General features: G+C 53.8%; 20 protein-coding genes. 10 read left to right on the forward strand and 10 right to left on the reverse strand.

Annotated elements, in window-relative coordinates; genetic code table 11:
* Window positions 1-56: 56 nt before the first annotated feature.
* The 3 genes from IPM52_11190 to IPM52_11200 all read left to right on the forward strand — a co-directional run bounded on the left by IPM52_11190 (window position 57) and on the right by IPM52_11200 (window position 1,242).
* Window positions 57-485, forward strand: a complete 429-nt coding sequence (locus IPM52_11190) for a SufE family protein (GenBank protein MBK9292174.1) — start codon at window positions 57-59, stop codon at window positions 483-485.
* 6 nt (window positions 486-491) lie between these two features.
* The gene (locus IPM52_11195) at window positions 492-812 is read left to right on the forward strand and encodes an SUF system Fe-S cluster assembly protein (GenBank protein ID MBK9292175.1); all 321 of its coding nucleotides are present in this window, start codon (window positions 492-494) and stop codon (window positions 810-812) included.
* 91 nt (window positions 813-903) lie between these two features.
* Window positions 904-1,242 carry an FUSC family protein gene (locus IPM52_11200; protein ID MBK9292176.1) on the forward strand — a complete coding sequence of 113 codons (339 nt, stop codon included), beginning with the start codon at window positions 904-906 and terminating at the stop codon, window positions 1,240-1,242.
* A gap of 6 nt (window positions 1,243-1,248) precedes the next feature.
* On the opposite strand, the gene radA is transcribed toward IPM52_11200, so the two are convergent.
* The 3 genes from radA to mfd form a co-directional block, all read right to left on the reverse strand.
* Window positions 1,249-2,613 carry a DNA repair protein RadA gene (radA, locus tag IPM52_11205; GenBank protein ID MBK9292177.1) on the reverse strand — a complete coding sequence of 455 codons (1,365 nt, stop codon included), beginning with the start codon at window positions 2,611-2,613 and terminating at the stop codon, window positions 1,249-1,251.
* Window positions 2,614-2,618: 5 nt separating this feature from the next.
* Window positions 2,619-4,775 carry a S46 family peptidase gene (locus tag IPM52_11210; protein MBK9292178.1) on the reverse strand — a complete coding sequence of 719 codons (2,157 nt, stop codon included), beginning with the start codon at window positions 4,773-4,775 and terminating at the stop codon, window positions 2,619-2,621.
* Between the two features lie 817 nt (window positions 4,776-5,592).
* Window positions 5,593-8,964 (reverse strand): transcription-repair coupling factor, encoded by a 3,372-nt coding sequence (mfd, locus tag IPM52_11215; protein ID MBK9292179.1) that lies wholly within the window; start codon window positions 8,962-8,964, stop codon window positions 5,593-5,595.
* 148 nt (window positions 8,965-9,112) lie between these two features.
* On the opposite strand from mfd, the gene IPM52_11220 reads away from it, so the two are divergent.
* From IPM52_11220 to IPM52_11230, 3 genes are all read left to right on the forward strand, one after another.
* Window positions 9,113-10,210 (forward strand): hypothetical protein, encoded by a 1,098-nt coding sequence (locus IPM52_11220; GenBank protein MBK9292180.1) that lies wholly within the window; start codon window positions 9,113-9,115, stop codon window positions 10,208-10,210.
* 4 nt (window positions 10,211-10,214) lie between these two features.
* The gene (locus IPM52_11225) at window positions 10,215-10,598 is read left to right on the forward strand and encodes a hypothetical protein (protein MBK9292181.1); all 384 of its coding nucleotides are present in this window, start codon (window positions 10,215-10,217) and stop codon (window positions 10,596-10,598) included.
* A gap of 561 nt (window positions 10,599-11,159) precedes the next feature.
* Complete coding sequence (locus IPM52_11230; GenBank protein ID MBK9292182.1) at window positions 11,160-12,116, forward strand: rhodanese-related sulfurtransferase; 957 nt, start codon at window positions 11,160-11,162, stop codon at window positions 12,114-12,116.
* 28 nt (window positions 12,117-12,144) lie between these two features.
* Here IPM52_11230 and IPM52_11235 read toward each other — a convergent pair whose 3' ends face one another.
* The gene (locus IPM52_11235; GenBank protein ID MBK9292183.1) at window positions 12,145-12,333 is read right to left on the reverse strand and encodes a hypothetical protein; all 189 of its coding nucleotides are present in this window, start codon (window positions 12,331-12,333) and stop codon (window positions 12,145-12,147) included.
* Window positions 12,334-12,396: 63 nt separating this feature from the next.
* A complete protein-coding gene (locus IPM52_11240; protein ID MBK9292184.1) occupies window positions 12,397-12,759 on the reverse strand; it encodes a YbaN family protein in 363 nt (120 codons plus the stop codon).
* Between the two features lie 311 nt (window positions 12,760-13,070).
* Between IPM52_11240 and IPM52_11245 the strand changes: the two genes are divergently transcribed.
* Window positions 13,071-14,138 (forward strand): DUF2891 domain-containing protein, encoded by a 1,068-nt coding sequence (locus IPM52_11245; protein MBK9292185.1) that lies wholly within the window; start codon window positions 13,071-13,073, stop codon window positions 14,136-14,138.
* Between the two features lie 4 nt (window positions 14,139-14,142).
* On the forward strand, window positions 14,143-16,107 hold the full coding sequence (locus IPM52_11250; GenBank protein ID MBK9292186.1) for a tetratricopeptide repeat protein: 1,965 nt from the start codon (window positions 14,143-14,145) through the stop codon (window positions 16,105-16,107).
* Window positions 16,108-16,134: 27 nt separating this feature from the next.
* Here the strand turns inward: IPM52_11250 and IPM52_11255 are convergent, their stop codons facing one another.
* From IPM52_11255 to IPM52_11275, 5 genes are all read right to left on the reverse strand, one after another.
* Window positions 16,135-17,316, reverse strand: a complete 1,182-nt coding sequence (locus IPM52_11255; protein MBK9292187.1) for an RtcB family protein — start codon at window positions 17,314-17,316, stop codon at window positions 16,135-16,137.
* A gap of 872 nt (window positions 17,317-18,188) precedes the next feature.
* Window positions 18,189-19,037, reverse strand: a complete 849-nt coding sequence (locus IPM52_11260) for a hypothetical protein (GenBank protein ID MBK9292188.1) — start codon at window positions 19,035-19,037, stop codon at window positions 18,189-18,191.
* On the reverse strand, window positions 19,034-20,071 hold the full coding sequence (locus IPM52_11265; protein MBK9292189.1) for a diphosphomevalonate decarboxylase: 1,038 nt from the start codon (window positions 20,069-20,071) through the stop codon (window positions 19,034-19,036). Before IPM52_11265 ends, IPM52_11260 begins: the two co-directional genes overlap by 4 nt.
* 61 nt (window positions 20,072-20,132) lie before the next feature.
* Complete coding sequence (locus IPM52_11270; GenBank protein MBK9292190.1) at window positions 20,133-21,068, reverse strand: GHMP kinase; 936 nt, start codon at window positions 21,066-21,068, stop codon at window positions 20,133-20,135.
* Between the two features lie 6 nt (window positions 21,069-21,074).
* Window positions 21,075-22,403: a hydroxymethylglutaryl-CoA reductase, degradative gene (locus IPM52_11275; protein MBK9292191.1), complete on the reverse strand. Its 1,329-nt coding sequence runs from the start codon at window positions 22,401-22,403 to the stop codon at window positions 21,075-21,077.
* Window positions 22,404-22,643: 240 nt separating this feature from the next.
* Between IPM52_11275 and IPM52_11280 the strand changes: the two genes are divergently transcribed.
* Together IPM52_11280 and IPM52_11285 are read left to right on the forward strand one after the other, a co-directional pair.
* Complete coding sequence (locus IPM52_11280; protein ID MBK9292192.1) at window positions 22,644-23,681, forward strand: 6-phosphofructokinase; 1,038 nt, start codon at window positions 22,644-22,646, stop codon at window positions 23,679-23,681.
* Between the two features lie 24 nt (window positions 23,682-23,705).
* On the forward strand, window positions 23,706-24,128 hold the full coding sequence (locus IPM52_11285; protein MBK9292193.1) for a DUF3995 domain-containing protein: 423 nt from the start codon (window positions 23,706-23,708) through the stop codon (window positions 24,126-24,128).
* Window positions 24,129-24,144: the final 16 nt, after the last annotated feature.

Here is a 24,144-nt window from a genome sequence, read left to right on the forward strand (position 1 = left end):
AAACCAAACAGGCCTTTTGCTGCGATTGGGTAAATTTGCCCGAAAATATGGATACCATGACTGCAGAAGAAGTACAGCAGCAAATCATTGAAGAGTTTTCGGCCTACGACGACTGGCTCGACAAATACAACCTGCTCATCGAGATGGGCAAAGACACCCCGGCCATCGATCCCAGGCACAAGACCAACAACCACCTGATCAATGGCTGCCAGAGCCGTGTGTGGCTGCATGCCGAGCTGCGCGACGACGGCCGGATTTATTTCACTGCCGACAGCGATGCGGTGATTACCAAGGGAATGGTCAACCTGCTGATCCGGGTGCTTTCCGGACGCACACCCGACGAAATCCTCAACACCGAACTGCAATTTGTGGATGCCATCGGCCTCACCGAACACCTCTCGCCGACCAGATCGAACGGACTGGTTGCGATGATCAGACAGATGAAGCTATATGCACAGGTTTTTAAACTCAAAGCCAATAACTGACAAGCCATGACGCCCGAGCAAAAACGCGAAATAGAAGAAAATGTGGTCACTGTGCTGCGCACGGTGTTCGATCCCGAAATACCGGTAAATATCTACGACCTTGGCCTGGTTTACGAGATCAATGTGAGCGACGAAGGCGACGTCAGGGTGCTGATGACCCTCACTTCGCCCAGTTGCCCGGTGGCCGAAACCATGCCCGGCGACGTGAAAATGCGCGTGGAAATGGTGAAAGACGTGCGCAATTGCGAGGTCGAACTCACTTTCGATCCCCCATGGGACCAGAGCATGCTTTCGGACGAAGCAAAACTCGAACTGGGATTCCTTTAACCAGCTCTTAAGTTAAAGTATTGTAAATCTTTGTCTTGCACCGGTTTGTTGCCATGTTCAATAAGCCGGTTTGCTTTATTATTGCTCCGATTTGCCAGCTGGATGCAACGACTATCGGGCCTTGTGCAATGCCAGTGAAGCAATTAAATGCTTACAAACTTATAACTCAACGACCGGTGAAAACGACGACCTTGCACAACTCACTGATAAGCAGCTCCTTGAGGAGGCCAGGAAGCTTAAACCTGCCTACACGCTGAACAGCTTTCTTATCGGCTTTGTTATCGGCATCTTGCTCTTTGGGATTTTTTACAGCGCCAAAGGCTTGTTCATGCTCATTCCTGTCTTTCTGATAAAAGCGTTCGTAAACGACCCCCGAAACAAAAGGTACAAGGTGGTGAAGGAGATGTTGAAGGCGCGTGGTTTGGCCTGAGCATGTTCAGCCAAACAATTTGCCCAGCAGTTCGTTCACGTCGCCTGCGGTAATTACCTGAATACCTGTTTGTTTTGTTTGGACCCGCTGGTTGAAGCGCGACACGTAAATTTCCTCAAAACCAAGACGGGAGGCCTCGCTGATGCGTGCTTCCACGCGGTTGACGGCGCGTATTTCGCCTGAGAGGCCCACTTCGGCGGCAAAGGCTGTTTTTTCGGGCAGCGGGATATCGTTGGCCGAGGAGATGAGGGCAGCCACCACGGCCAGGTCGATGGCGGGGTCGTCCACGCGCAGACCGCCGGCGATGTTCAGAAACACGTCTTTGCTGCCCAGGCGCATGCCGGCGCGTTTTTCGAGCACGGCAAGCAACATGTTCAGGCGCCGCAGGTCGTAACCGGTCACAGAGCGCTGGGGTGTGCCGTAGGCGGCTTGTCCGACCAGGGCCTGGGTTTCGACCATCATGGGCCTCAAACCCTCGATCATGGCAGCAATGGAGGTGCCGCTCACAGGTTTTTCGCGTTGCGACAGCAGCAGCTCGCTGGGGTTGGTCACCTCGCGCAGTCCGTTGTGCAGCATCTCGAAAATGCCCAGCTCCGATGCGGGTCCAAAGCGGTTTTTAATGGCCCTCAGGATGCGGAATCCATAGTGCCGGTCGCCTTCGAACTGTATCACCGTGTCCACCATGTGTTCCAGAATCTTTGGCCCGGCGATGACCCCGTCTTTGGTGATGTGCCCGATAAGCACCACCGGAATCTGGCTGCTTTTGGCCAGGCGGTTCAGCTCGGCGGCGCTTTCGCGTATTTGGGTGATGCTTCCGGCTGTGGCATCGAACTGTTCCGATTGCAGGGTCTGGATCGAATCGACCACCAGCATATCGGGTTGCACGCTGAGGGCTTGCTGGATGATGGCCGATGTGGATACTTCGGTGTATATCAGGCAGTTGTCGTTGCTGATGCCGATGCGGTCGGCGCGCATTCGGATTTGCTGGCGGCTTTCTTCGCCCGAAACGTAGAGTACTTTTTTTCCAGCAAGTTTGAGCGACACCTGCAGCATGAGCGTTGATTTGCCAATGCCCGGTTCGCCTCCTATAAGCACCAGTGAGCCTGGCACAAGTCCACCGCCGAGCACCCTGTTGAGTTCGTTCATGCCGGTGTCGAGGCGTTTCTCGTTGCTGCTTTCAATCTCCCTGACGGGTGTGGGGGCGTCCATGCGGTGGACAAGCCCTGTGGGAGTGCTTTTTGCAGATTTACCTGTTACGACAGTTTCCTCGGCAAAGGTGTTCCACTCGCCGCAGCCCGGGCATTTGCCCAGCCATTTGGGCGATTCGTGGCCGCAGTTGCGGCAAAAGAACAAGGTTTTGGTTTTGGCCACGGCAATCAGCGGATGAGGGTCATTTCGTCGATCAGGTGCCTGGCGCCTGCAAATTTGTCCACAATAAACAGCACATAGCGGATGTCGGCCGAGATGTTGCGGCTCATGGCCGGGTCGTACATCAGGTCGCTCATGGTGCCTTCCCAGCAACGGTCGAAGTTGAGGCCCACGAGGTAACCGTCGGCATCGAGCACCGGGCTGCCCGAATTGCCTCCGGTGGTATGGTTCGAGGCAACAAAGGCCACGCGCAGGCGCCCGTCGGAGGCGGCATAAGGACCAAAGTCGCCGCTCTGGTGAAGCGCTTTCAGCCTGGGCTCAACCACGTAGTCGTAAATGTCGGGGTTCTCCTTTTCCAAAATGCCTTCGAGGGTGGTAAAATAGCGGTAGCTGACGGCATCGGCCGGTTCGTAGCCCTCCACCTTGCCGTAGGTTACCCTGAGGGTGCTGTTGGCATCGGGATAAAAGCGGCGATCGGTCTGCATTTCCATCAGACCTGTCATAAAGATGCGCATCAGGCTGTCGTTGGCCTGCTGCAGGGGGCGCATGGCGGGCTCAATTTGCCTGTTGTTGAAGGTTCGCATGCTCAGCGCAGCCACATAGGCCGGGTCTTTTTCGAGCTTTTTCAGACTTTTCTTGTCGGGTTTCTCAAGCCATTGCCCGAGCTGCTGTTGCGAAACAAACATACTGTGTCCGAAGAGGTGCTGCACGTAGGCTTGCACATTCCCTTTAAAACGGCTTGGGATGACCTCGAGAAAGTCGGGACGGAAACCTACTGGCTGGTTTTTCAGGTAAAGCTGAAGCAGGGCAGTGGCCACCTCTCGGTCCACGGGCTGGTGGTAGTCTTTGAAGTGTTCCCCGACCAGGGTTTTGAGGTTCTTTATCAGGTTGTTGACCCTGGATGTGTCGGGTCTTGGCTTCGCCACTTCCTCGGCCAGCGGGATAAAACGCGAAGCCAGCTGGTAAATTTCGATCCCCATCCCCGCTTCGCTCAGGTAGTCCATGGCCAGGGTCAGCGGCTCCAGAAGGCTGTAGTTCTGGTTGAATGCCCCGACGATGCCGCCGTATTTTTGTTGCAGCTCAGTATTGTCCGAAGCCCATTGCACAAAACGGGTTTCGAGTTCCTGCTTACGTTCGATGCCGTTGAGCCGGCGGATTCCTTTGGTTTCGCCCATCATCTTTTTCCAGGCATTGGCTACACGGGCATCTTTCACGGCATACTGAATGCGCACCAGCGGGTCGCTCTGGCTGTAGTGCTTGAAAATCTCGAGGCGGGTGCCGCGCAGCATCACGCGTTGGGGGTTCGAAACTTCGGTGATGAGCTTTACGGCTGCAGCCGGCAGGTATTGGCTGGTGCGTCCCGGATAGCCAAACACAAAGGTAAAGTCGCCTTCGGTTACACCTTTGAGCGAAACGGGCAACCACTTTTCCGGCTGGTAGGGCACATTGTCGGGATGGTATTCGGCCGGCTCGCCTTTGGGACTGACGTAGATCCTGAACAGGGCAAAATCGCCGGTATGCCGCGGCCACATCCAGTTGTCGGTATCGCCCCCGAATTTCCCGATGCTTGAGGGCGGAGCGCCCACCAACCTGACGTCTTTGAAAACCCTGTTGTACATCATGATATACTGGTTGCCATAATAAAACGGCCGGATGCTCACTTCCAGTCCACTGGCTTTGCGGGCTTCTTCGATGATTTTCCGGCTGTTGTTGCGCACCAGCTCGGCCCGCTGTGCCTCGGTCATGCCGGCCTTCAGGCCTTCGAGCACGGCGTCGGTAACATCTTCCATCCTGACCAGCAGGGTGACTGTGAGCCCCGGATTGGGCAATTCTTCTTTCTGGCTTGCAGCCCAGAAACCCAGGGTGAGGTAATCGTTTTGCAGGCTGCTGTGTTTTTGTATCTCGCCATAACCGCAGTGGTGGTTGGTGAGGATGAGCCCCTGCGACGAAATCAGACTTGCGGTGCAGCCGCGTCCGAATTGCAGGATGGCGTCTTTGAGGCTGCCCTGGTTGACCGAATAGATGTCTTCGGCGCTGATGCGCATGCCCATGGCTTTCATTTCGGCTTCGTTCTGGCTGAGCCACATGGGTACCCACATGCCTTCGCCGGCCGTGATTGTGCTGATTCTGAGTGCTATGAAAAGAAATAGGATAATACGCTTCATGGCTTGAGCTTTGGGGGTAAAGATAGGAAAAAGAGGGGAGAGGGGTGACGGGTGACGGGTGACCGAGTGACGGGAAGCGAGTTACGGGTTACGGGTGACCGAGTGACGGGAAAAGGGATTCAAAGATTCCTGATTCAAGGATTCAAAGATTCAGGGGAAGCGAGTTTCGGGAGGCGAGTTTCGGGAGGCGAGTTTCGGGTTACGGGAGTTTTCGTTGTTGTGGGAGTTGTCGTTGTTGTCATAGTTCAGTTTAGCGTGCAAGTTTCCGTGGGTTGTGAGTTAGTAATGAAATAAAATTTATTCTAAGAGATAGATTATACTTAAAGCACTCAAGCAGAAATACTTGGTACTTTCACCGGGTTGGGCGGGGAGGAAGGGCGAACGGCGGGAAGCGTCCGGTGTGAATGCAGCAAGGGCAGCAAATCTTGTGAGGCAGCACGCGCCCCAGCGCGGGCTGTTTGCGTTACAGCATGCGTGCATGAAATTCCAGTAAAGTGTTTTGCTCCAGCTCAATGCGGGTAGGAGGATGAACAATGGCATGCTGTAATGCACTCCTCACTTAGATTTGCGCCCTTGATGCAGAGCGGGGTGGTAGCTTCGTTCGCCCAAGGCTCCACCTGAGGCGGACACGCTTTTTGGTTCTTTTGGGCCAGCAAAAGAACAAGAAAAAAAACTTCTGGTTTAGAGGTACTAATAAGACGGGAGAGGGTTGTCAGGGGGATTCAAGGATTCCTGATTCAAAAATTCAAAGATTCGGGGGAGGGGGAAACGATTTTGCTGCGGGTAATTTTGTTGCCGGATGGCAGCCGCTGGGTGGTCATTGTTCCATTTCCCTGAGTGCTTCGAGGGCTTGTTGCACGGTGGCTACGGGGCTGATGTAGAGCATGAGCTTGTCGCCGGTTTGTTTCATGCGGCACTTGCGCGGGTTGGCCTGGATGTACTGGATGAGTTTTCCGAAGCGGTCGCTCTGGTAGAAAGGCGATTCGGGATTGCTCACAAAGTGTGCGATAAGGGTTTTGTTGCGCAGCACCAGTTTTTCGAAGCCCAGGCTGCGGGCGAGCCATCGCATGCGGATGGTGTTGATGAGCTCGAGGGTTTGGGGCGGGATGGGGCCAAAACGGTCGATAAGCTGCTCGGTAAAGGCTTCGAGCTGGGCTTCGGTGTTGGCGTGGTCGAGCTGGTTGTAGAGTGCGATGCGCTCGGTGGACGAGTCCACATAATATGGCGGGATGAGCAGCTCGAGGTCCGACTCGATAACGCATTCGCGCACAAAGGGTTTGTCGTCTTCCTTTTTGTCGAAAACATCCTCAAACTCTTCCTCTTTGAGTTCTTCGATGGCTTCGTCGAGTATTTTGTGAAACATTTCGAAGCCGATATCGCTGATAAAACCGCTTTGTTCGGCACCCAGGAGGTTTCCGGCGCCGCGGATGTCGAGGTCGCGCAGGGCGATGTTGAATCCGCTGCCCAGATCCGAGAATTCTTCGAGTGCTTTGAGCCGTTTGCGGGCTTCGGTGGTGAGGGTGGCGATGGGCGGGGTGAGCAGGTAGCAGAAGGCTTTTTTGTTCGACCGGCCCACACGGCCGCGCAGCTGATGCAGGTCGCTCAGGCCAAAGTTTTGCGCATCGTTGATGATGATGGTGTTGGCATTGGGGATGTCGAGGCCCGACTCGATGATGGTGGTCGAGAGCAGCACATCGAACTCGCCTTCGATAAATCCGAGCATCACCTCTTCCAGTTTGTGGCCTTCCATCTGTCCGTGGCCCACGCCAATCCTTACGCCTGGCACAAAACGCCTGAGCATCTCGTACACATCGAGGATGTTCTGCACGCGGTTGTGTACGAAGAACACCTGTCCGCCGCGCGCAATTTCGAATTTGATGGCTTCGCGGATCACCTCTTCCGAAAAGGGTCTGATTTCGGTTTGTACCGGGTAGCGGTTGGGTGGGGGCGTATTGATGATACTCAGGTCGCGGGCGCCCATCATCGAAAATTGCAGGGTGCGCGGGATGGGTGTGGCCGTGAGCGTAAGCGTGTCCACATTGGCTTTGAGCTCTTTGAGGCGCTCTTTGGCCGCCACACCGAATTTTTGCTCTTCGTCCACGATGATCAGTCCCAGGTCTTTGAATTCCACATCTTTGCTGATGATGCGATGGGTGCCGATGAGGATGTCCACCTTGCCTTCTTTCACTTCCTGCAGAATGCGTTTTTGATCGGCGGCCGACCGGAAGCGGTTGATATATTCTACCTTGACAGGAAAATCCTTAAGTCTGTTGCTGAATGTTTTATAGTGCTGCATGGCCAGGATGGTGGTAGGCACCAGCACTGCGGTTTGTTTGTTGTCGGCGGCGGCTTTGAATGCAGCCCGAATGGCCACTTCGGTTTTGCCAAAACCCACGTCGCCGCATATCAGGCGGTCCATGGGCATTTCCTGCTCCATGTCGGCTTTCACATCCTGGGTGGCTTTGAGCTGGTCGGGAGTGTCTTCGTAGATGAACGAGGCCTCGAGCTCGGCCTGCAGGTAGGTGTCGGGCATAAAGGCGAAGCCTTTGCTGGCCTTGCGTTTGGCGTAGAGTCGGATCAGGTCGCGGGCAATATCTTTGACCTTGCTCTTGGTTTTGTTTTTCAGTTTGTTCCAGGCGTTGCTGCCGAGTTTGCTCAGCTCGGGCTGGGCGCCATCGCGTCCGCTGTATTTGGCAATGCGATGCAACGAGTGGATGCTGACGTAGAGGATGTCGTCGTTTTTGTAGATCAATCTTATGGCTTCCTGCTTTCGGCCATTGTTGTCGATGATCTCCAGCCCGTCGAAGCGGCCGATGCCATGGTTGATATGCGTCACATAGTCGCCGGGCTTGAGCGCATACAGGTCTTTGATGGTGAGCGACTCTTTGGCCGCATAGCCTTCGCGCAGCTGAAACTTATGGTAGCGCTCGAAAATCTGATGGTCGGTAAAGATGCTTAGGCGCGCCAGGTGGTCGGTAAATCCGGCATGAAGACTGTGACTGATGGGGGTAAAACCTGCCCGTTGTGTTTGCGGCAGGCCGGCCTGCAGGTCGTGGATGATGGTCTGTATGCGTTCGAGCTGTTTGGGCTGGTCGGCGCAAAGAATGTTTTGGTATTCTTTTTCCTGATTTTCGCGCCAGTGGGCGATGAGCAGCTCGAAGTTCTTGTTGAATGAGGGTTGAGGTGCGATGCCGAATGATTGTTCAAAGGAGCAGTCGATGCTGTCTGCTTTGCCAAAAACCACCAGCTGACGCTTTTCCAGCGCACTGAGGATCTCGGCTCCGCCGGCAAACAGCATTTCAGGGCGTTGATTGTCGAGCTGTTCGTCCATCCGGCCGAAGATTTCCGAGGCTCTTTCGTATTCGGCGGTGATGCGTTCGTGCAGGGCATCGGCTTCGTGAAGCCAGACCACAACGCCCTGAGGCAGGTAGTTGATAAAGTTTTCGCGTTCGGTTTGGCTGCTGCGGTCCTGCACATTGGGCAGGATGTTGAGCTGGCTGAGCTTCTGCACCGAACGCTGTGTGGCCGGATCGAAGCTGCGGATGCTTTCCACCTCGTCGCCAAAAAACTCGATGCGGTAAGGCAGGTCGTTGGCATAGGAAAACACGTCCACAATGCCGCCGCGTATGGTGAACTGACCCGGCTCGACCACAAACTCCACCCTTTCGAAGTTGTAGGTGCTGAGCACATCGGCCACAAAGTCGAGCGAAACTTTTTCGCCGGCCTTAAGGCTCAGGGTGTTGGTTTTAAGAAACTTACGCGTAACAACCCTTTCGGCCAGTGCTTCGGGATAGCTCACCACCAATGTTTTCCGGCTGCTGTTGCTCGTGCGGCCAAGCACTTCGGCACGCGAGAGGATGTAGGTATTGTCGGCTTTTTCGGGCTGATAGGGGCGCTTATACGAGGTGGGATAAAAAAGCACCAGCTTGCGGCTGTAGTCTTTGTCGCGGTCGCCCAGCAGATTCTCGAGGTCGTTGTAGAAATAGGCTGCCGATTCTTTGTCGGCACATACCACCAGGTGCTGACCGCCGTTGAGCTCGGCTATGGCGGCCATGTAGAGCGCCGATGAGGAGCCGTGCAGCCCGATGAGCTTTGCACGCCGGCTGAGCGCAAGCTTGCCGGCAAGTTGCCCGATATGAGGCAAAGCGCGATAAAGCTGCAGCAAAACCGAATGTTGGGGTGCACTCATAAAGTGTGGCAAAGTTACAACTTTGGCATGTTTGCGTTGTGCTGCCTGTTTGAAAAGGAATGAGGACAGCATGACCCGACAGCATACATCTAAGTACCCCCCCCCTTGCCCGAATCCCCCCCCGGCAAAGCCGTTGGAAGCGCGTGCCATGCCGCACTTTTTCCTACATTTGGCCCAAGCACATCATTATTGGCAGCAACGGATAATGCCCCAACGCCCCATGGCCTACACCACAGATTTCAGCCTGCACCGCCACGAAAACCAGCTGCAAATGCTGCGCATTGACGAGCGCGCCGTTGAAGACGACAGCCCAACCCTCACGCGCAACAACCCCTACCTCTACAACGGCAAGGAAGAACAACCCATGCCGGGGAAGTGGCTGGATTACGGGGCGAGGTTTTATGATGCGCAGATGGCCAGGTTTCATACTGTTGACCCGCTGGCAGAAACATATTCTTTCCAGTCTCCATATACTTATGCTGCCAATAACCCAATAAGATATATTGATTTTCTGGGAATGAACCCGGTAGGGGCAGACGGCTTAACACATGATCAATGGTTGGAGGCATCCAGGCCGGGGGCAGATCCTGCACTTAAGAAGAAATACATTGCACAAAACAGAGCGCAGGAGCACCAACAAAGGCAGGTGCTGTCTGTTCTTTCAATGTCGCCCCAACAACTAAGCGAGCCTGGCTTTTCGGGCTATTATGTTACGGATAAGGATGGTAACATCCTAAGCCATACAATTGATGGAATTGGAACGTTTTTTAGGAAGGGGAATGATCAAGGTAATGGGGGTGCTCCCGGATGGATGGGTGATGTTAATACCGGAGTAGGAGCATTTGGAGTTGCAAATGGTTTAAAAACGGAGCTAATGGATTATGCAATAAGAAGCAATTACAAGTCTGCACAAACCTGGGGCGAGTTTAATAAGCTACGACCTACTCAACAGGCTTGGAGAACCACCAACACTTTAGGAAAAACAGGTGCTTCGTATTTGAAATTTGCAAAAGGATTAGGTACGGCTGGTTTTGTTGCAGGTGCAGGATATTCTGGATATACTGCATATGATTATTATTTCAATCAGAATGGCAGCGATTGGCAAGTAGGAGCAAAAGCAACACTTGACATAATAATGGGAGGAGCAGCGTTCTTTGGACCGATAGGCTTTGGCATCAGTGCCACCTATTTTATGCTTGACAATGCCACGAGAGGTTTTGGAGGATTTGGCAGTACTAAACCATAGGCTTATGAGAACATTGGAATATTTATATTGCAAGTATTATGCATTTCAGGCCCGAATCGGGCATCGTGATATTGCACCGTTTAGTGCCATGCTCATTATAGTTTTTAGCACCTTCCTTTATATAATATCCTTATTTATGCTTTTAAACTTTATGTTCGGAATACATGTTCCAAAAGTGAATGCGGCAGTTTATCTTGTGGTATTTTGTTTCATGTTGGTAGTGTTCTATTTTTTATTAGTCCACAAAGGAAAATACAAGGAAGTATTGAAAAGGAGTGATGCAACAAACAAAAGCAGCTTGGGAGCTATTTTATTCCCTTTGATAGCGTTTATTTTGTTTAACGCAGGTTGGATTTTAAAGATGCTTCAAAATCAGGGAAAGTTGTAAATTTTATATAAATCTAAAACTTAAAAGCCACCTGCACGGTGGCTTTTATGTTTTAATACAGTTTTACTTTACCGTCTAATAAATCCTTCATGCGTTTTTTGTTGAGCATGGAGTTAATGATTAAAATCAGGGTGTTTATTTTCCCGGCTGCGCGGCATTTGCAATGCCACCCGAAACACCAATGAATTTGCAATTCAATTATAAACCGTAAATTCGGTGTGTCATGCCAACAGCTTATCAAATAAAGGATTAATCAAAACCTTGCTGGCGTGAATTTTCCTCCGCTGAGCCTGTGGAAGTCCAACCCATCCCAGCTTACTGAACCTATCTCAAGACAAGACAATCCCAAAATCCTTGAATTTTTGAATCCTTGAATTTTTGAATTTTTGAATCGCACAACCCGTAACCCGCAACCCGTAACAAGCACCCAGCCCCCATCACCCAGTAACAAGTACCCAGTAACAAGTACCCAGTAACAAGTACCCAGTAACAAGTACCCAGTAACAAGTACCCAGCCCCCAGCACCCAAATCACTATCTTTGCCGGCCAAAACTATTTAGAATGATTCTACACAATCGTGTCAACCGTAAGGAGTTGCGGCTGAGGCTCAGGCAAGAGCATTTCAGGCGCATCACCATGTCGTTTTACCGCTTTGTGGAAGTGGACGATCCTCAGGCTTTTCGCGATGAGTTATACCTCAGGTTCAGCCAGTTGCAGGTGCTTGGCCGCATCTATGTGGCCCACGAAGGCATCAATGCGCAGCTGAGTGTGCCTGAGCATCGCCTTGAGGAATTTGAATCGTATGTGCGCCAACATCCCTACATTGGCAATGTGTTGCTCAACCGGGCCATAGACGACAACGGAATGTCGTTTTTTATGCTCAAGGTGATGGTAAAGCACAAGATCCTGTCCGATGGGCTCGACAACAGCACCTTCAACATCTACGATGTGGGCGAGCACCTCGATGCTGTGGCTTACAACCGGAAGCTGAACGAACCCGGCACCATGCTCATCGACCTGCGCAACTGTTACGAACATGAGGTGGGACATTTCGAGGGGGCTGTGCTTCCCGTAGTCTCAACTTACAAGGAATCGGTGCCGGTGATCGTCGCGATGATCGAACAGCAGCAGCCCCAAAACATCATGCTGTATTGCACCGGTGGCATCCGCTGCGAGAAGTTTTCGGCCTACCTCAGGCACAAAGGATTCAAAAACGTGTATCAGCTCAAAGGCGGAGTGATCAATTACGCCCGCCAGGTCAGGGAGCAAGGCCTCGAAAGCAGGTTCATCGGCAAGAACTTCGTGTTCGACGAGCGCATGGGCGAGCGCATCACCCCGCACATCATAGCCAGATGCCACCAATGCGGACAGCCTGCCGATACGCATGTGAACTGTGCCTGGGACCCTTGCCATAAATTGTTCATTCAGTGCGATGCCTGCCGCGAAAAGTTTGAGGGATGTTGCAGCGAGGATTGCGCCAAAAACCTGAAAGTGTTGTCACAACAAACAGCAGGGTGAGCTGACGAAAGGCCCTTGATAAGTAGTTTTATCCCAATGGCTTAAACTTTTGGTCGAATGCGCTGATGAGCTCCTGAAACTCCTGAGGCAGCTTTCCGGCCACAAAGTGTTCCAACTTTTCGGGCATGGTTTTGTAGCAAGCAAAGGCCAAGCCTCCGGTGATGCAGGCAATGGTATCATTTTCTTCCACCCATGGAGATGGCCAGACGGATGGCATGTTCGTAATCAGTGTTAATCAGAAATGCAACAATAGCTCACTGTGAGCGGGTGTTTCAGCCCATCACTCCTCCGGTTCGGGCTGCATGCCCATGCTGATGGTGCCGATGATTCCGACAACAATCAGCACCCCACGCCACGTCCAGCTCTCAATAAAAAAGTAGGACGAAAGGATAATCATCGTCCACATGGTGCCAATGGCTTTGATTTTCAGCCGACGGCTCATGCCGTTTTGCACCTGCTTGAGGTAGCCACCAAGAATTTTATGGTTAAGAAGCCGGCTGTGCAAATCCGGAGAACTCCTGAGCCAAAAAAAGGCAGTAATGATGAGAAAGATGGTAGTGGGCAATCCGGGCACAAAAATGCCCAGGATCCCAAGAAAAAGGGAAACAAATCCCAGTGCAATAAAAAGCCATTTTTTGAGCATGCGGTGCAAAAATCCGGAAAACGGGTATATAACCAGCACACGAAACAATTGCCGTAAGCACTAACCGGGCAAAACGCGCGCTTTTTTCATTTTTTTAAGACTTGCCTCTGCATCTTCCTGTCTGAAATTGCGCCAATGTATGCCGCAGGTCGGGTAATGTGATAATTTAATAGTATCCGACTAAAATCTGGAGATGGCAGAAAAAATAGGGTTGGGATTCCGGTTTGCCTGAGGCGGAGCGAAATCCCAGGGGTTTTGTCGGTAAGCATTGTAATAAATTACATTATTTTCGGTGCCAAACTGCGACGAAGATGAAACACAGCTTTTGCTTCCTTTTGTGTGTTTTGCAACTTGCGTCCCTCAGTGCACAATCAAGGCTCACGCCAGAGCGGGCCGCTTACCTGAGCAGCTTTGCAGCCGGATGCATCACCAAAGAATATCCGAACAAGCCCGGACATGTGCTGGGTTCCGACAGCTCGCTCCTGCCTCCGCGCATCATGCATCCTGCTTTTTATGGTTGTTTCGACTGGCACTCGGCGGTGCACGGGCATTGGACCCTGGTCACCCTGCTGAGCCGCTATCCCGGTCAGTCGGATGCGGGCGAAATTCAGGCCATGCTCGGCCAACTGCTTAGTCGCGAAAATATCCTGCAGGAGGTGGCCTATTTCGACGACCCCCACAACCGCGATTTCGAACGGCCCTATGGCTGGGCATGGCTGCTCAAGCTCGACGAAGCCCTGGCCGAAAGCACGCAGGCCTGGACAAAACCGCTTCACACCAACCTGCAACCCCTCACTGCACTGATTGCCGGTAAGATGAACGAATTTCTGCGCAAGCTTAACCATCCCATCAGGGTAGGCGAGCACACCAACATCGCTTTTGCCATGTCGCTCTCGCTCGACTGGGCCGATAAGTATGATCAGGATCTTGCAAACGCCATCCGCCAGCGCGCCCGCGACTATTTTCTGAACGACAAAAATTGCCCCATCACCTGGGAACCCGGTGGATTCGATTTCATTTCGCCCTGCCTGCAGGAAGCTGCTCTTATGTCCAAAGTTCTGGAAAGCAGCGAGTTCGACCAATGGTTTTCGGACTTCCTGCCGGGGATGCTTTCCTGCCCGAATGCTGCCATTGCCCCAGCTGAAACACCCGACCGCAGCGATGGCAAGATGGCCCACCTCGACGGACTCAACTTCAACAGGGCCTGGTGCCTGGCCGAACTCGCCACGGCAACCAACAATCCGGATTTGCTGAAACTGGCCCACGACCATTTCGATCACTCTTTCAGCAAGATGGATAAGGGCGAATATGCCGGCGCACACTGGCTGGCTTCGTTTGCCACTATGGCGCTCATCAAGCTTGAGATGGCAGATTTTTAAAATGATGGGCTGCAAAACGAACTTCAAAATACTGAGTTGTTTTCTGGCCGTTCTGGCCATTGCGTTCTCCTGCACGCGGCCTGAAAAAGCCGTTCAGGAACCCCTTGTCTGGGAAGCTTTCATGAACCACCACGACAGCGCCCGGTATGTGGGCATGCAACAATGTCGAGAGTGCCATCCGCTCATTTACGACAGCTACATGCGCACCGGCATGGGCAGGTCGTTTGGCCGGGCCACGCCATCGAAAAGTGCCAGCATTATTGGTCCCGACAGCCTCATCTATGACCAGTACAGCAACCTTTGGTACAGGCCTTTCTGGCAGGGCGATGTCCTGATGCTCGAGGAGTTCCGCATCGAAAACGGGGATACAGTCCATCGCCGCCTGCAGCAGGTCGATTACATTGTAGGTTCGGGCCATCACACCAATTCGCATATCTATGTGGTAAATGGATATGCCTATCAGATACCATTTACCTACTACACCCAGGTGCACCGTTTCGACCTGCCGCCCGGCTTCGAAGGCGGACACAACAGCCGTTTTGGCCGCAGCCTCGGGCTGGAGTGTATCTCGTGCCACAACGGGCTTCCTCAGCTTGTTCCGGGTTCCGAAAACAAATACGTGCACATGCCAGAGGGCATCGACTGCGAGCGCTGTCATGGTCCGGGCAGCATCCATGTGGCCCTGAAGAAAAAGGGAATTCTGGTGGATACTGCCCGATTTGCCGACTATTCCATCGTCAATCCCAAATGGCTGCCCAAGCAACTGCAAAACGACGTTTGTGCGCGTTGTCATCTGCAGGGCACGATAGTGCTCAAGAACAACCGCTCGTTTTACGATTACCGTCCGGGTATTCCGCTCACCACGGTAATGGATGTTTTTCTACCTGTATTTGAAGGAGGTACGGAGGATCTGATCATGGCATCGCATGTGGAACGCATGATGGAGAGCCGCTGTTTTATGGCCTCCGGCGGCGACCTCTCGTGCATGCAGTGCCACAATCCGCATTTAAGTGTAAAGGAAACGCCCCGAAGCCGGTTCAACAAGGCCTGCATCAGTTGTCATCATGCCGCCACCAATTCGGTGTGCAGCAAAGACGAAGCATCGCGCCTGGCCAAAAACAACGACTGTGCCTTGTGCCATATGCCCGTGCGAAAAAGCCGCGATATCCCCCACGTGATGATCACCGACCACAAGATTATCAATCCCGAAAGGGAAGACAAACGGCCGCGTGCATTCAAAGGCCTCAAGGCCATCAACAATCCGCGGGTGGACGCCTTTACCAAAGGGCTTGGCTACCTGCGCGAATATGAAACCTACCATGCCAATCCGGCCTATCTTGATTCTGCTGCCCGCCTGCTTCGTCCCTCGCCCAAAAGGACCGACACCGCCAGCCTGATTGCTTTTGTGCAATATTTTTTCCTGCGCAAGGAGTTCAAAAACGTTATCCGGCTGGTCGAACGAAACGGAGGCAGCGAGGCAGTGGCGCGGATGCTTCACCGGGCATCGTACGACAACCTGCATGCCTGGACGGCCTACCGCATCGGGCAGTCGTTCGAAAACGAAGGGCTAACCGCCGATGCCCTGGTTTTCTTTGGTAAGACGATTGAACTGGCACCCTACCAGCTCGACTTTCTGAATCGCTATGGCAGCCTGCTGGCCAGGCTTGAGAGGTATGCCGAAGCTGCGGAGGTGTTTGCCGGGGTGATTGCCGAGAACCCCCTCAACGATATGGCGCATGTGAATCTGGGCTGGTGTTTGCAGCAGCAGGGGAGGATGTTTGCTGCGCACGAAAGCTATACCAAAGCCTTGCAGCTCAATCCCGACAACCTTCAGGCTTTGCTCAATCTGGCCGGTTATCACCTTTCGACCGGTATGCCCGGCCTGGCCCGGCCTTTGTTGAGGCGGGCGATGCATCTTGCCCCCGCGCGGCAGGACATTCGCAATCTCCTCGATCAGATCGGGGGATAGCGGGCAGCGTGCTTTACCGAAACTGCTTCAGCCTTTGATCACGGCCAGTGGTTCGAGGCTGATCACTATGTCCACCAGGTCGCTTTGCAATTCCATCACACGGTCGATGTCTTTGTAGCAGCTTGCGGCCTCATCCAGGTCGCGTGGGCTATGCAGGCTGTGCAATATGCCCCTTGCTTCCAGTTTTCTGCGCTCTTCCTCGAGGCTGAGTCTGCGCACTGCTTCGTTGCGTCCCATCACCCTTCCGGCGCCGTGGCTGCAGCTTTCGAAGCTCTCGCTGTTGCCTTTGCCGCGCACGATATAGCTTTTGGTACCCTGGCTCCCCGGGATGATGCCGAGCTGTCCGTGTCCTGCACGGGTGGCGCCTTTGCGGTGCACCCACACTTCCTTGCCGAAATGACGCTCCAGCGCGGCGTAATTATGTGCAATATTGATCATTTCGTGTCCCCAGAAAGGCACAACATCTGCTCCGGCCATGTCGGCAAGCACTTCGAGGCTGCGTTTCATCATGAGGCTGCGGTTGGCAAAAGCGAAATCGATGCAGTAGTTCATTTCGCCAATGTAGGTCTGCCCCTCCTCCGAATCCGCCGGCAGGTAGGCCAGCTGCTGTTGTTTGAACTGCGGGAAGCCCCATTTTTCGTTCAGTTTGCCGGCCAGGCGGTTGTAATGGTCGGCCACCTGCTTGCCAATGTTGCGGCTGCCCGAATGTATCATAATCCAGATATGGCCGTCGTTGCCCCGCTGAAACTCGATAAAGTGATTGCCGCCGCCCAGGGTGCCAACCTGATGGCGGGCGCTGTAGTATTCGCGCGAGGCAACGGGCAGCTTGTCCACATCGTGGTGCTGAGGCATAAGCGATTCATCCTGAGGACTTTTGTGATGCGAGAATCCCAGAGGAATCACCTGTTTCAGTGTGCCTACCAATTTTTGCAATGTGCTGCGTTCGATGTGGTGGAGGCTGGTTTTCACCGCGCACATGCCGCAGCCTATGTCCACACCCACTGCGTTGGGGATGATGACGCCTGTGGTGGCCAGCACCCCACCAATGGGCATGCCGTAGCCTTCGTGGCAATCGGGCATGATGGCCACATGACGGAAGGCAAAAGGCAGATTCGACAGGTTGCGGGCCTGTTTCATGGCGCCCTCTTCCATCTCGTCGATCCACAGCCTGACGGGAATACGACCACCGCTGAGAATTTTTCTGCTCATCAGCCAAAGTGCTTTCTGCAAAAATACAACCCCATCGCCGTAACTAATACCGCAATTCTCCACATCGCCCTGTCTCCCCGTCTCCCCCTCGCCCCCTCGCCGAAGTCTCCCCCTCGCCCAGTCGCCCCGTCACCCCCTCTCCCTCTCGTCAGCTCCCATCTTACCGCCGAGACACGGCCTCGCCCTCTCGCCCCTTCGCTAAGGTCGCCTCCCTAATCTTTAAATCCGTGAATATCAAAATCTTTGAATTCCCACATCCCAATCCCGCAACTCGGAACACGCATCCCGTAACCCTTCGCCCCTCGCCCCCTCGCCAAGTCACCCCCTCGCCGAAGTCACCCCGTCACCCTGTCTCCCTCTCGTCAGCTCCTATCTTACCGCCGAGACACGGCCTCGCCCTCTCGCCCCTTCGCTAAGGTCGCCTCCCTAATCTTTAAATCTCTGAATATCAAAATCTTTGAATTTCCACATCCCAATCCCGCAACTCGGAACACGCATCCCGTAACCCTTCGCCCCTCGCCCCCTCGCCAAGTCACCCCCTCGCCGAAGTCACCCGTCACCCGTCACCCTGTCTCCCTCTCGTCAGCTCCTATCGTCGCCGCCGAGACACGGCCTCGCCCTCTCGCCCCTTCACTAAGGTCGCCTCCCTAATCTTTAAATCCTTGAATATCAAAATCTTTGAATTCCCACATCCCAATCCCGCAACTCGGAACACGCATCCCGTAACCCTTCGCCCCTCGCCCCCTCGCCAAGTCACCCCCCGCCCCCTCGCCCCCTCGCCCTGTCTCCCCGTCTCCCCGTCTCCCTGTCGCCCCGTCTCCCTCTCTCCCCCTCGCCAAGTCACCCCCTCGCCGAAGTCGCCCCGTCACCGTTTATCTCCTCTCAAACACCATCACATACCCACCACCGCCCGAGCCGCAGAGTTTGAGGCATTGCCGTTCGCCAGCCAGGCTGTCCTGCCACATCTGCCGGATGTTTTCGGGAATCATTGGCCGGAAGTGTCGAAGCTGAAATGCAGAGATTTCGCGGAGGGCCATCCAGACGGTGTCGGTATCGCCATTGATCCATGCTGCAATGGCTTTATGGTTGGCCGGGATGAGTTGCCGGTCGATTTTTTTGTAAAACGAGTAAGTCTTCATTTGTTCCCTGAAATACTCGACCAGCGGCCCGGTAGGCGAAGTGATGCCTGTGTCGTGCAGGTGCAGGCGCAGCTGCGGAGGCACAGGACAATGCGGGATGATTTCTATTTCCCGGTCATTGATTTTCAATGGTTTGCCCACATAGCAGGCCAGGGGATCGAGGCCGGAGCTGTTGCCGTGGAAATAGTTTTCGAGTTTTCCCAGCATCACGCGCAATTCCGACAGGTTTTCAGGCACTTCAACGCATCTGTAGCCATCGAAAAGGGCTGCTACCAGTGCGCCGGAGCTGCCCACTCCGTAGCCGTTGGGGATGTCGGAATCGAAGGCGAGGCCGGCTTCGATATCACTTGCAAAACGGTCCAGGTCGATGATCCGGGCTTCGGCTTGTTGCCTGAGCCAGTTCACATACGATCTCAGGGCCTGGTTGCTGTGGGCTGCAAGTGCCTTGTCGGCCATAAGGTGAGCAAACGACCACCGGCCCGAGACTTCTGTGCTGGGCACCACAAGTGCCTGATCGCCAAGCACTACGGTATATTCGCCAAACAGCAGCAGTTTGCCGTGAAATATGCGTCCGGCATTCATTGTCCGATACGGGCTGGTCCTCTGCCCACCTGGTCTTCGATGATGCGGCCTTCCTGGCAGAGGGGTTTTAGGCTGTGCAGCACAAAGTCCATGACCTGTTGCTTGTGTGCGTCAGGGTAGAGCAGGTGTACGTTGGGTCCGGCATCAAGGGTGAAACAGAGTGGTATGCCGGTGTCGCTTCTGAAAGCCCGGATGCGGGCTATGGCTTCGAGTGTGCCGGGTTGCATGAGGATAAACGAGGGGTGGGAGGTCATCATCAGGGCATGGAGCTGAAGGGCCTCGGCTTCTGCGATGTTTACAAAAGCCTCAAGATCAGCGGTGTGCAATGCACGCAAAAGTTCTCCGGTGTTGCGGTTGGCCTGACGGTAGCGCTCGCCGGCAAAGGGGTTGTCGTCCATCAGTGCATGTCCTGCCCGGCTCGAAACAGCTTTGGTGCCGGCGCTGATGATCAGGATGGTATCGTGATAACTCCGGAATACCGGGTCAACATCCTCCAGTGGGATGGCGTATTCGTCATGGCTTTCGCTGTGAAACGGTGTTTTGCCCCAAAGTGCGGCAGGTCCGAATACCGATCTGGAAGCGCTGCCGGAGGCCAGTCGGGCAAAAAAGGAGGCTTTTCGGAACCATTCCCCGGTGGGAGCATCTTCTCCGGCGAGCTGTTGTTCAATATCGAGCAGGCACATGACCAGGGCACTCATCGAGGAGGCCGAGGAGGCAATGCCCGAAGAGTGCGGAAAGCTGTTGTGGCTGTCGATGGTAAGTTTCATGTTTGCCAGAAACGGAAAAGCCGGCAGAAAGCTTTGGAGCAGTTTCCGGATTTTGTCAGCAAACGCCGTGTTTTCGGCGCCTTCGAAACGGAAATCAAGCTCGGGGCCGGCCGGGGCATATTGCCAGGTCACCCGTGTTTCGGTATGGGCCTTGTCGAGGGTGAAGCTCACCGAGGGGTTGTTGGGCAACTGGTTGCCATGTTTACCCCAGTATTTCACGATGGCGATGTTCGAAGGGCTTCGCCATGCCGTGGTGCCGGTGTCCATGGGGCCGGGAAAGGTTTGTCGGGCAATGGTGGTGTAGCGTTGCCAGAGGCTTTGGGCTGATTTATCCATTTAGGGCTAATTCGCTGTATTTAAATATAGTGTCGAGTTGCTGTCCGGCAAAGTATTCCTGCACATAGTCGTCGCCTTTGTCGCACAGGGCAAGCATAAAGTCGCCCCCCCATGCGCCCAGCGATTTGAGTTCGCCTTCGAAGTCGGGGAAGAAGGTTTTCACGGGCGGAATTTTGAGCAAGCCAGAGAGCAGCTGTTCGTGCGCATGCATGAGTGAGCCAAATTCGGCCTGACTGGATGTTTCGGCCATTTTTTGGCTGATGGCGCTCACTTTGCCGATGATTTCGGCCAGGTCGAGGTTTTCGGTGAGGCGGTTGAAGTTGACAATCTGGTGGTTGGAGTCCTGTTTCTGGCCCTGGTACACAAAATACAGCTTGTCGTGAAATGGCGGGAAAAAAGCCGCCTGCCGGATTACCGGCCTGATGCCCTCGCGGCGGTAGAGGATGGGTTTTGAGGATGAGGCGCAGGCGATGTCGTAGCCTGATCCACCGATGGAGAGGTTGAGCAGGGTGTAGGGGTCGCATTTGGCCCAGCGTGCCAGCGAGGCCAGCAGGGTGCTGCTCGAGCCAAAGCCCCACTGGGGTTCAAACTCAAGCCGGGTGATCACCCGGTAGCTGTATTGCGCATCGAAGGCCTCGGGTTTGAGGCTGTTCAGGGTGAGCAGGATGGTTTGCAGCCGTACGCTCTTGTCGCGGTCGCTGGTGCCGATGATATCGAATGTGGGAAGCTCGTAGCTGGCCCTGAACCACAGTTTGTTGCCGGGCGAAAAGGCATTCCATAGGATGTGCGGGTGACCATGGGCTTCGTCGCGCTGCACTTCGAGGGTTTGGCCCAGACGCAGGGGTATGGCCAATGCCAGCGCGCCGCGCAGTACCACATATTCGCCCGAAATGAGCAACTTGCCGTTGCTGCGAAACACAATGGCCATGAAAAATTATTTGCGGATCGAGCTGAGGTATTGGGCTACCCCGGCAAACGAAACTTTCTGGTCTTTGAAATACTCAGCTGCGGCAGCTTTTTCTTCGTCTGTGGCTTTGAAGTGATTGAGAATGTTAAAGAGGTGCATCTTCATATGTCCGGCCTGGATGCCTTTGGTGGTGAGCGAACGCACTGCCGACCAGTTGTTGGCCAGTCCCATGGCCGAAGCAATCATCATCAGCTCACGGGCTGTGGGGTTGCCCAGCATCTCGAGCGAATATTTCGCCAGCGGGTGCAGGCTGGTGAGCCCGCCAACTGTGCCCACTGCCATGGGCACTTCTAGGATGAAACGGAACATGCCGTCGGCAATCTCCACGCGCGAGAGGCTGCGGTATTGTCCATCGCGGCTGGCATAGGCATGACCGGCAGCTTCGATGGCTCGGAAGTCGTTGCCAGTGGCTATGGCCACGGCGTCGATGCCGTTGTAAATGCCTTTGTTGTGTGTGGTTGCCCGGTACACATCCACCTGCGCAATGCGCACCGCTTTTTCAAATTTGCGGGCAAAGGCCTCGCCATCAAGACTTTCGTCCACATTGTCGAGCTGGCTGAGCGGACACTCAACCCAGGTGCGTACCAGACATTCCGGAGTATAGTTCGAAAGGATGGACATGATGATCTCCACCTGTCGCTGCTCATCCGGCAGTTCCAGGCGATTGGCCATGAACACCTTGAGCGCCTGGGCAAACTCTTCGAGCACCGAGTTGATGAAGTTGGCCCCCATGCTGTCTTTGGTCTCAAAGGTCACCAGCAGCTGAAAGTAGTTGTCTATTTCGCGGGTAAAGTCTTTCAGTTCAATATCGAGCACACCGCCGCCACGCTTTTCCATATTGGCAGTGATGTGCTTCACTGCGCTCACAAGGTGGCTGCGCAGTTCGGGCATCAGGGCATGCAGGGTGGCCGCTTGGCCGCTCCAGCTGAAATGCACCTGACCCACTTTTTTGGTATCTACTACCTCCGAACGGAATCCTCCGCGCTCGCTCCAGAATTTGGCAGCAGCCGAAGCAGCAGCCACAACCGAGCTTTCCTCAATCACCATGGGCACAAGATAGGTTTGCCCGTTGATCATCACATTGGGCGCAACGCCATATGGTATGACGAAATTGGTGAGGGTGTTTTCGCTGAATTCGTCGAACAGCTTCTGTTTTTCTTCGTCAGAATGCCAGAAACTCTTGAGCAAACTGATCACCTCGCCGGGGTTTTCGAAGTACTCGGCCACAAGTTTGAGCTTTTCCTCCTTGAGGAGTTTCGAAAAACCGCTGATGATTCGGTCGCGTCTTCTTTTCATGGTTAACCTTTTGGTTTATACGGCTCTGCGAATCTGAAACAAAGTAACGCAATAAAAGTTTTATCCGCAACCCAAATGCCGCCAAACAAAACATGGATGCCTGCAAACGTTTGAAAACCTGTTTTTCCCGCAATTTATCAGGCCCTCTTTCTTCAAGATACTGATAATGTTGACGATGTGTTGAAAACTTCGTAGTGCATGATCGGCGAATGTAGCTTACTTTGCACCAAAATTTTTCAAATGGGAAAACCACAAAGAATAGGAATTCTCACAGCCGGAGGCGATTGCCCGGGCATCAATGCCGCCATACGCGGGGTGGGCAAAACGGCCATCACCAAATATGGGATGGAGGTCATCGGATTTTCCTCGGGTTTTTCGGGCATCATCAACAAAGAGTATGAAGTGCTCGACGAAGCCAAGCTCTCAGGAATTCTGACGCTTGGAGGCACCATCCTGGGGACTTCGCGCGAGAAGCCTTTCAAGAAAAACGGCAACAAGGGTACTGATAAGCCCGACCGCATCAAAAAGCATTACAAAGAGCTTGGGCTGGATTGCCTGGTGTGCATTGGGGGCAATGGCACCCAAAAAACGGCTGCATTGCTGGCCGAAGAGGGCCTTAATGTGGTAGGAATTCCAAAAACGATTGATAATGATGTTTTTGGGACGGATTTCACCTTTGGCTTCGACTCGGCGGTATGGATTGCCACCGAGGCTATCGACAGGTTGCACACCACAGCCAACTCGCACAAGCGCATCATGGTCATTGAGCTCATGGGGCACACCGCGGGCTGGCTGGCACTCTACGCCGGAATGGCCGGCGGAGGCGATGTGATCCTTCTGCCCGAGCTGGGCTACGACCCGCAGGTGGTCAACCGCTATCTGCTCGACAGGGCCTACAAAAAGAAACCTTACTCGATTGTGGTGGTGGCCGAGGGTATCGAAAAGCCTGAAACAGAAACTTCTGCCGCAGCCTATGTGGCCAGAATGATCGAAAATGGAACCCGCATCGAAACCCGTACCACCATTCTGGGATATGTGCAACGCGGCGGATCGCCCTCGCCTATGGATCGCATCCTGGCCACACGCTTTGGCACCAAGGCTGTTGACCTCATCGCACAGGAAAAATACGGCCGTATGGTCAATATCGTCAACAACAGCACCGATAGCATTCCGCTTAAAGAAGTGGCAGGCAAGCTCAACCTGGTGCCAAAAAAACACAGCCTGATCAATAAAGCCCGTGCATTGGATATTTGTATGGGGGATGAATGCAGTTTTTAACGAACTTGCATCAAAAACATAGCGATGAACCCTTTTGCTCCACTTGCCGCGTATATTCTGGCATCCATGATGGCCCTGGCCGGATTGGGATCATTATTTCTGCTTGCATCCGGCCGCTTCAGGCCAGGCATGCTGCTGCCCGAAAGTGCAGGACTAAGGCCCGGGCAGAGCCGTCGCTGGTTTGCCATTCAGGCAGTTTTGCTCATCGTTGCCGCACTGCTGGTGTATGTGCGCATCACCCAGCTCCAGCAAGGCCATCGCGATAACGTGATGGACAATATCACCTATGGCATCAGCAGCCTGCTGTTTTTCAGGGTGATAGGCGACTTCAGGTATATTGGTTTTTTTGCGCCACGGTCTTCCGATCCTTTTTCGGTTTTGGACAAAAAAGCCCTGACGCCCTTGTTTTTGTTCTGGTTTGCCCTGAGTGTTTTTCTGCTGTTCTGAGCTCACCGCAACGAGT

This window comes from Bacteroidota bacterium, assembly GCA_016715945.1.
Classification (GTDB): domain Bacteria; phylum Bacteroidota; class Bacteroidia; order Bacteroidales; family F082; genus JALNZU01.